We start from the raw sequence: 9,411 nt of genomic DNA, 5'->3' as shown, positions 1-9,411 counted from the left end.
CTTCCCATCCGTACCCACCAAGGCCATTATTCGCCTTTTCGCTCGAGAGCGTGAACGGTTGGAACGGCAGAATGAAGTAGTTCTCGGACAACCACGCGTCGTGGGCGACGGTGTTGTACGGGGCATCGAGGATAGGACGCGACTGGACATCGCCGTTGGGCTTGATCCAGTGAAGGGTGACGAACGGGCGCACGTCGCTGTAACCCCACGCATACAGCATCCCCGTGTCCGCATCCCACTTCGGGTGCGGCGCCATATTGCCGTCATTCTCGTCGATGGGCTCACGGATACCCCGTGAGAGGTCCTTGCCCCAGGAGGGAAAACCCTTGGTCTCGAGCGTTATTGGATCGATGCGAAGCGGAGCCCCGGCCTGCTCACCAATCGCGAAGATGTCGCCAGCGAAGGGGAAAGCATTCACCAGCGCCGTGTTGTGAGAAAGCAGACGCGTCTGCTCATTGCGGATGATGTCACCGAGACCCATCGCACGCCAGTCTTGGCTGATCGCGCAGTCCTCCCACTCGAAGAGGGCTTCTCCGGCCTTCTCCTCGGCCAGGAACTTGGGCGTCCTTACCCACCGGTTGCGGAAGGACGCCTTTCCGTTCTCGAGAACCAAGCCCTGAACCATGCCATCAGTGGTAAAGACACTCTCGACCCCCTGACGCGCAGGGCGTCGAACGGTCGGGCCGTTATGGTACAGCCCACCGTAGATGTCCTTGGGGATCTGACCCTCAATGACTCGACATTCCGGAACCGTGGCCTCGAAGGCCATGGGCCAGAACACTCCCCTTTGCTGCATGCTCATCGCTCCTCAGTCTTGAATCTACTTTTTTGAATCTTGATTTAATTATGCTCTTGGCTAGGATCACGTGTCAACACGACGAGTTCAGAATGAGCGCAGCATGACCTCCGACATATCGGCCGCTCAGGGCATTTCGCGCTTTTAGGGTGGCCACCGCGAGCTAGTCGTTAGCGAGCAATTCAGCGCCATCATCGATCGCGGCTCGCCGAACGGCTCTGTCGGCGGTGAGGGGCGAGTACTTCAGCCTCTGGATGCTGCCAAGACGGTCCAAGACACCGGAGTCGGCGGGCTACGGTCGGCACAGACCGCCATATCTGATCGTCAGGTGGCTGCAGGAGCGCCATGCCGGCGGATTCCTCTCAGCGATGGGCCGCTGGAGAAGAGGCTTTGAGGTCCGTCATCGGCTTTGCCATTCAAATTCGAGCCTCCGGCCCCCGTGCAATCGGATCAACGAGGAGTAGGAGGAGGAGCCTTTCCTCTTGAACGGCGAGGCATCGGACCCGAGCTGGCTGCTTTCACTTCTCGCATAACCTCATGCCAGACGGAGGATAGTCAGACCAAGCATCGGGTACCGCTCGAATGCACGTATTGCACTCCGAAGACCTGCCGGGACAGCACCCGTCGGGGTGGCGCCTCAAATCGCAGCCCGCCTATCCGCGAAGTCCTCGCGGAACGGCTCATGCTTACAGAGACGGGCAAGGTTGGCGGCCGGCTTCGAATCAGGAGCGAACGACTAACGCCCCTTGACCGCTGATCCGCCCACCGCGAGTCGTGCCATCCGCTCCCCGAGAACCCGCCGCGACTCGCTCGTCCGCGCCCAGCGACTCGAGCATGTCGGGATTCTGCGCGTTGAGGATATCCTGGCGGTTGAAGGTGATACGACAGCTGCCGTCCGTCTGGTCAACCAGCAGTGAGCCGGATGTCAACGTCGTCATAAAGCACCTCCGTTGTCAGGACGGTGGCACCTAGGGATTGTGCACGCTGAATGACGAGGCGATGTCACGCCCGATGATCTCTTTCATGATCTCGGTCGTACCGCCGTAAATCGTCTGCACGCGCGAGTCGATGAAGGCACGGGCAACGGGATACTCGATCATGTACCCATAGCCGCCATGCAGCTGGACGCATCGGTCAACGATCCGTTTCTGGAGCTCAGTGGTCCACCACTTACCCTTCGCCGCATCCGTGGCCGTCAGGGTCCCAGCGTTCTGGCGGACGGCGAGGCTGTCGACATAGGTTTCCGCGATGTCCAGTTCGGTCGCCATTTCGGCCAGCGCGAACCGTGTGTTCTGGAACTCACCGATCGGCTGACCGAATGCCTTTCGCTCGAAACAGTACGCAGCGGTCAGGTCGAAGATGGCGCGAGCATCCGCAACCGCGCCAAGTGTCGTGCTCAGCCTCTCGCGTGGGAGGTGCCTCTTGAGCTGTGACAACCCGGTCCCGTACGTGCCGAGCAGGTTCTCCAGTGGTAGACGCACATCGTTGAAAAAGAGCTCGCCGGTGTCCTGCGAGTGCAGACCCACCTTCTGCAATGGCCGCCCGCGCTCGAATCCAGGCATGCCGTCCTCGACCACGAACAAACTGAAGCCCAGAGAACCATCGTCTTTCACCGTGCGCGCCGCAACGATGACGATTCCGGCAATCGTGCCGTTCGTAATAAATGTTTTGCGACCTGATAAGACCCACTCGTCACCGTCTCGGCGCGCCATCGTTGACATCCCCCGCAAATCGCTGCCCGCTTCCGGTTCGGTCATAGCGACGGCTCCGACAATCTCGCCCGCCGCAAGACCAGGCATCCAGCGATCGAGCTGCTCGTCCGTACCGAGGTCCAGCAGGTAGACCAGAACCATGTCGTCCTGGTTCGCCAGGCCGATCGAGAAGGTGGTCGCTCTCGCCAGCGCCATCTCCTCGCTGACCACCATCCGGAAGCGCACATCGGTCTCGCCCGGTCCCCCGAACTTCTCCGGGATCCCCAGTCCGTAGATTCCAGCGTTGATCGCGGCGGTGAAGGCTGACAGGTCGATTCCACCCTCCTCCTCCCAACGGGCGTAGTGAGGCGTGACCTCCCGTTTGATGAAAGTCCTTACCGTGTCGCGGTACTGCTCGTGCACGTCCTCGTAGATCGCGCTGCTCATGAGACCGGAGCCATCTGGGGGGCGCCCGCAGAACGCTGTGACACGCTGACGCCAGGAAGGATCAACGCGGCGATCGCGTTCCTCAACACTGGCGGGCTGCCGCCGGCCACAATTGTTGCCACGACGTCTCGATGGATGCGCTCGATGGCGAAATTCGTGGTCGCCCCGTAGCCGCCATGGAGCTCCAGCGCCTTCAGCGTGATCTGCGAGGCCACTCGCGCGCCGTAGAGCTTGGCGGCCGTTGTCTCCAACGCCCGCGGGTAGTTACCGTCGATTGCCGAGGCCGCGGCATTTCGCGCCATCAGCCGCAGCGCCTCGAGGTCCGTCCACATGTCGACCAGGGCGTGGTAGACGGCCTGGAACTCGGCCAATGGCCGTCCAAAGGCGACTCGTTCGCGGACGAACCTCTCCGCTTCGTCGTATGCGGCGCCAGCCATGCCGAGGTTGAACGCACAGTTGTGCAATCGCTCCATGTTGAAGGCAGTCATCAGGTCACCGAAGCTGCCCGGCCCCCGAATGATGTTCTCGACAGGAATCACGACGTTCTCCAGCGTCAGGTCCCCGTGAGGGATACCTCGGCACCCAAGGAATTCGGGGCCAGCCTCGATCGTCACACCAGGCATGCCTTCTTCGACGATGACCGCGCCGATTCCTCGGTGCCCCGGAATGTCATCGAACCGAACGAACACGGCATAGAGCTGGTTTACCGTTGCTCCGGTCACAAAGTTTTTCTTGCCGTTGAGGACCCAATCGTCGCCTCTTCGCTCTGCAGTGGTGACGAGGGAGGTCAAGTCCGACCCAAAATCCGGCTCGGTGAGCGCAATGGCGCACTGCCTTGCTCCGGTGACGAGGTCCGGAAGAAACTTGTCCCGGGTCGCCTGCGACTCGGCCATCATCACCATGCACGGTCCCGGTCCGGCTGTGGCGAACAGCGGCTCGCCGATCGCCCAGAACTGCGAGTTCCTGAACATCGCCTCGACGGTGATCAGATAGTCCATCGCGGTCAGTCCCTGGCCGCCGTACTCGGTAGGCATCGTCAGGCCAAGGAGCCCGTGCGCCCTGACATGCTCCACGACCTCGGAGTACGGCACCTTGTTCGACCGATCCCATTCCGCCGACCTGCCACGAAGGGCGGCTCCCGCGGCCTTCGCACGCTCCTGCAGTTCCAGCTGTTGCGCACTGAGGGTGAAATCCACAACATTCTCCCGTCCTCATACGCTCGACACGAGCGCATGCTTTTGAAACTTGATTCAAAACTGTATACTACATGAAGAACGGAGGCGCGTCACGGCCTCGAACCCCTCATCGATTCCGAAACGTGTCGAAGAATGACGGTGCGTCGCATAGTGTTCGAGAAGAAGCCGTGAAGACTCCCGCGCGATGGTGACGCCATTCCTGAGTCTTTCGCGTCCTGAGTCTTTCGCGATCGTAGTTGCGACGCGGCAGACGCCCTCGCGTCGACCTTCTGCGGGGTGCCCCGGATGCGGATTGACCACCACGGGTCGCTGCGTGCAGGTCGACGTGCCGACTCAAAGTTCGGCAAGTCCCACCGACCGCTGCTGTATCGGTCGCCCGTCTCGGCGTTGCCGACGCTCGCGTGGAATCGAAAATACCGAAGTGGTGGGCACGTCCCGTCCGCCGCGGCCAGCGGTCCAGATCCCGATCACCACTTCGGCGAGCTGTTTCCCGATCAGCGCATGCAACCGCGCGATCCCGTCCACTCCTTCCGGAAGCCGGCCTTGCTCAGCCTCCGTCCGGCCGGGCCCATCAGCTCGAGATCATGATGATCCTGAGTTCAAACGTCTCCTACAAACAGCAACATCAGCGGCGCGTCTCGCTGCGTCATGTTCGCCACTCCCTGCCGTCAGCGTGCGGAAGAACTGTCAGCAATCTATGTGGCAGTGCTTCAGTGGCACTGACATTCCATCAGCGATTCCGTTCTGCCCGGCGGACCGGCAGGGCACGATCGTTTTCCAGGACTCCAAGTCCAGCAGGTAGAGCACTCACCTACCCGCCGCTACCGGTCACGAGTCTGCCGCATGGCCAGACCCGCTAGCACTCGATAGGGACTCGGGAGGCGGGGTTGGGCGCGCGGCTACTCGCCAAAGGCGACCAACGAAGGCTTGGACCGATGACGAAGAAGCGGATCCGGGATGCGGGCCGAGGTGACACTCACGACGAGACCCGAGCCGACGTGGTGTGGATCCCCCCGCCAGACGAGCCTCAGCCGAGGTTATCGAGGAATTCGACCACATGGGTGGCGAAGACATCGTTGTCGTCACCCGCGATCATGTGGCCGGCGTCTGCCGACTCGACCTGGGCCTGAGGGATGAGCGCCTTCATCTCCTGCACGCCTGCTTCGCTGACGACGTCTGAGTGCTTCCCGCGGACCAGCAGGGTCGGGACGGTGATTGCTCCCGCCGCCTGTGCAAGGCGCTCGACGTGAGCAACGCTCATTCCTTCGTCGGACTGGGTGAGAAACTGAGGATCCCAGTGCCAGTACCAACGGTCGTTCGCATGCAGACGGACATTCTTCCTGAGCCCATCCAGTGATGCGGGTCGAGGACGATGCGGGTTGTAGCCATGGATCGCGTCGGAGACTTCTTGCAGGTCGGCGAAGCCATCAGGCGAGGCCTCCATGAAGTCACGAATGCGCGCCGCGCCTGACTCTTCCACTCGCGGCGTGATATCGACGAGAACGAGTGCCCGCGCGAATCCCGGAGCCTCACCTGCTGTCAGCATGGCCACGATGCCGCCCATTGATGCGCCCACCACGACCGGGTCTCCGCCTACGAGCGCACATGCGCGACTGAGGTCGCTCACCATCGCATCGAACCGGTAGTCTCCGGTCGGATCCCAGTCACTGTCGCCGTGACCACGAGCGTCGTATGCGAGGACTTTCCAGCCCGCCCGAGCGAACAGCGCGCTGCTGACCCTCCAGGAATGGCGAGTCTGTCCGCCGCCGTGAAGCATGACTATCGAGCCGCGAGGTGGCACCACAGGGTCAGGAAGCCACAAGTCGCCGACTAGCGCAATGCCGTCATTCACCTCGAACTTGACGATCTCGTGCGACACGCCGTTCCTCTCGTCGGCAAGGAGAAGCCTCCTCGCGCGTGTTGTCTGATCTAGGCGCATTCGATGACAGATGCCATTCCGTGGCCGCCACCATGTCTGCGGGCGGTGAGGCCGTGCGGCATTCTTCGCCAGCAGATCTCGGGATGTGGGTACATACAGCGGCGATATTCTTGGCGGAACCGGCCTTCTGTCAATCGTGCTCCCAGCGCCCGTCACTTCTGCTCGTTCGCGGGCCGTCGTAGCCCCCGCCGGATTGTCGACTGACTTGACGACTGTTCATCAGCCTGTCTTAATATAGATTAAGTCATGCTTTGGCGTACCGGGCGCCGGATCCGCGCCTATGAGCAGCACATTGCCTTCTTGAGCTCTACCGTCCCATCAATCACTTCCCGCACGTCGAGCAGTCGAATCCTGCGGCGGACGTCGCTGTCCGGGGCGGGCTAGCGAAGTACAAGCGTTACCCGAACGGACTGTTCGGTCTAACTCAGCTCGAGTTCACGCCTATCAAACTCTCCGGCCGCAGTGCGTGGTATGTCGTTGACGAAGTCAACCCTCTGAGGTGCCTTCTCGTGCGCGACTCGGTCGCGGGCGTAGTCGATGATATCGGCAGCTAGGTCGGAACATTCGCGGACTTCCGGCTTGACCCTCACGACTGCTTTGAACTGCTGTCCCCGCTTCAGATCGTCGACGCTGATCACAACAACGTCGTAGATTGCCGGGTGCATCATCAAGACGTCTTCGACCTCCTCCGGGCAGCGGTCGACTCTGCTGAAGGTGGTCATGTTGCTGTGCGATCGGCCAGGAACAAATAGCCATCCGCATCAAGAAATCCGTGGTCACCCACTGCGGTCCAGGTGGGATGGTCGGGATGTCGAGCAGCAGCAGTCTTCTCAGGGTCCTTGTGATACTCGAACGGCTGGTCTTCACGTTCGAAATAGACGGTGCCAACCTCGCCGGCGGGTAGCTCTGCCCCCTCGTCGTCACAGATATGCAGTGTTCCGAGCACACTGCGACCTACCGAACAGGGTTTCGTGAGCCATTCGTCCGACGAGATGGTGGTAAATCCGTTTCCCTCGGTGGGCGAGTAGTACTCGTTCAAAATCATTCCTACCCAGTCGATCATGGACTTCTTGACGGAGGGAGGACATGGTGCTGCAGCGTGCACGACACTGCGCAGACTGGATAGGTCGTATTTCGCGCGAACGGCTTCGGGCAGCTGCAGCATACGCACGAACATAGTCGGCACCATCTGGGCGACGGTAACGAAATGCTGCTCGATGACCCGCAAAGCCTCCTCCGCGTCGAATTTCTCCATCACTACCACGGTGCCCCCATACGCGTGAACAGCACCGCACCAACGAAGAGGTGCAGCGTGATAGATCGGGGCCGGCGAGAGATACACATCCGAAAAGGTCAATTCATATGCAGAGCCGATGGCGCTCGTGGTGGGATCTCCCGGCTGATCGACCTCGATCTGCAGCAGCGGCGATTTCATCCCCATTGGGCGGCCCGTAGTTCCAGAGGAGTAGAGCAGGTCGGAGCCGCGGGGACACTGGACAAGCGGCACACCTGCGTTCGCACGCATGTCCTCGTAGGACCGATACCCCTCGATCTGACCGCCGAAACAGAAGCGGTCCGCGATCTGCAGGGTGAGCGGAACCAACGCTTCGGCAAAGGCCCGGACACCCGCCGAAACGACGAGAACCTTCGAATCACTGTCGTGAATGATGAAGGCAGCGTCGACGGGTGAGAGATTGCGATCGACCGGTGTCACGTACAGACCGGAGCGCAGGGCAGCCCAATATAATTCGAAGCACTCCGGCGCGTTGTCCGACACAAAAGCGAACGCGTCGCCCTTACGAAGCCCCAGGTCGTGGAGAACCCGCGCGAACCTCGCCGAGTTCTCGTTGAGTTCTCGATAGGTCAGAGTGCGTCCCGACTCGCTCATGACTACAGCTGGCCGGTCAGGCGATGTCACAGCATGCACACCGGGAAACATGTCGCTACCTCTCGAGTCGTTATCGACGGTGGGACGGTGGGTGACGATCAGCCAGAGAGGCTTCTGCGGCCGTCTCGCAACGCAGGGTTCCGTCGGAGATCATCTGGCGAACTTCGAGGGCGCGAACCTTGCCCGAAGCAGTGGTGGGGAGCGTGTCGGTGAAGTACCACCGCTGTGGCACCTTGTACTCCGCCAGATGCGTCGCACAGTGCCGTTCCAGATCCTCTCGAAGTGCGTGATGGTCGGTGGCCGCGTTGCACACCACCACTCCTGCGACGATCTCACCGAGCCGCTGATCAGGTATTCCGACAACGACCACCTGAGCGACAGCGGGGTGACCGCTCAAGCAGTCGGACACTTCGTTCGGAGAGATGTTCTCCCCTCCCYGGATGATCAACTCTTTGAGCCGGCCGGTGAGCGTGATCATCCCACGCTCATCCATCGATCCGAGGTCGCCGGTGTGGAGCCATCCGTCGAGGTCTACGGTGCGGGCAGTGGCCTCAGGGTCTCGAAAGTACCCCAGCATCTGCTGGTAACCACGCGCGCATATTTCTCCGGGGACGTCGACCTCTTGCGTATGCCCCGTGACCGGATCGGCGATGCGGCATTCGACCTGCGGAAGCGGGCGGCCGACTGTTGTGGTGATGCCCCTCGCGCTGTCGTCGCGTCGCGTCGCGGTCAATGGGGCCGATAGCTCCGTTTGACCATAGACGTTGAGCACCGTGCCACCGAACAATTCCCTAGCCTTCTCGATCATCGAGGAGGGTACGCTTGCGGCGCCGACCAGGATGGTGGGAATGGTTTGGGGTGCAATATCACCCGCCTTCGCCGTCTGCAGGAGACCATGCAACATCGCGGGTACTAGAAGAATCGTCGAGACCCCCTCACGTTCGACGGTCGCCAGTACCTCCGTCGGATTCCAGCGGTCCACGATGACGAGGGTGCCGCCGACCGCGAGCGCTCCGAGGGTCGAGGTTACGCATCCGGCGGTGTGAAACTGCGGAAAAGGCGAGAGGATGACCGAGCCGGGTTCGACGCCAGCGGTCAGCAGCGTGATGCGTGCAACGTTGACCATGGACCGGTGTGCGAGGAGAACGCCCTTTTGCTTCCCCGTGGTGCCCGAGGTGTATTGCAGCATGGCGGCAGTGTGGGGATCAACGGACGGCCACTCGAACGCGGGATCATGCGATTCCGTTGCCCAACGGGCGACGGTATCCAGAGAGTGAGCTGCTCGCACAAGTGGGCAATCGGGCAATATCGCCTCGATGACGGCGCCTAAGTCACGGTCACGGTAGGACGTCGTGAAGAGAAGCATCGTCGCTTCGGAGTTTGCAAGTGTGTATCGCAGCTCGTCGATTCCCGCTTGCGGGTTGAGGGCAACCAGGACCCGGCCGGTCATCGCG

General features: G+C 61.4%; 6 protein-coding genes and 1 pseudogene. All 7 read right to left on the bottom strand.

All coding sequences use genetic code 11. The annotated features are described in order from the left end of the window. The coding region (locus AC1DWT_RS46955) for a carotenoid oxygenase family protein (protein ID WP_477925889.1) at positions 1-802 on the bottom strand (802 nt) is incomplete at its 3' end. 716 nt (positions 803-1,518) lie between these two features. After that, a complete protein-coding gene (locus AC1DWT_RS46950) occupies positions 1,519-1,734 on the bottom strand; it encodes a hypothetical protein (protein ID WP_105417948.1) in 216 nt (71 codons plus the stop codon). 30 nt (positions 1,735-1,764) lie between these two features. Continuing rightward, the gene (locus tag AC1DWT_RS46945; RefSeq protein WP_164065122.1) at positions 1,765-2,934 is read right to left on the bottom strand and encodes an acyl-CoA dehydrogenase family protein; all 1,170 of its coding nucleotides are present in this window, start codon (positions 2,932-2,934) and stop codon (positions 1,765-1,767) included. Continuing rightward, the gene (locus tag AC1DWT_RS46940; protein ID WP_477925888.1) at positions 2,931-4,130 is read right to left on the bottom strand and encodes an acyl-CoA dehydrogenase family protein; all 1,200 of its coding nucleotides are present in this window, start codon (positions 4,128-4,130) and stop codon (positions 2,931-2,933) included. Before AC1DWT_RS46940 ends, AC1DWT_RS46945 begins: the two co-directional genes overlap by 4 nt. Before the next feature lie 1,027 nt (positions 4,131-5,157). Beyond that, positions 5,158-6,009, bottom strand: a complete 852-nt coding sequence (locus tag AC1DWT_RS46935) for an alpha/beta fold hydrolase (protein WP_241962034.1) — start codon at positions 6,007-6,009, stop codon at positions 5,158-5,160. Between the two features lie 479 nt (positions 6,010-6,488). Next, positions 6,489-8,008 (bottom strand): annotated as a pseudogene (locus tag AC1DWT_RS46930) (AMP-binding protein). A gap of 19 nt (positions 8,009-8,027) precedes the next feature. Further along, positions 8,028-9,411 (bottom strand): class I adenylate-forming enzyme family protein (locus AC1DWT_RS46925; protein ID WP_477925887.1); only part of this gene is annotated, 1,384 nt, incomplete at its 5' end.

The sequence above is a fragment of the Rhodococcus sp. P4_B6 genome, from assembly GCF_056402215.1.
This window is presented reverse-complemented; position numbering and strand designations above follow the sequence as displayed.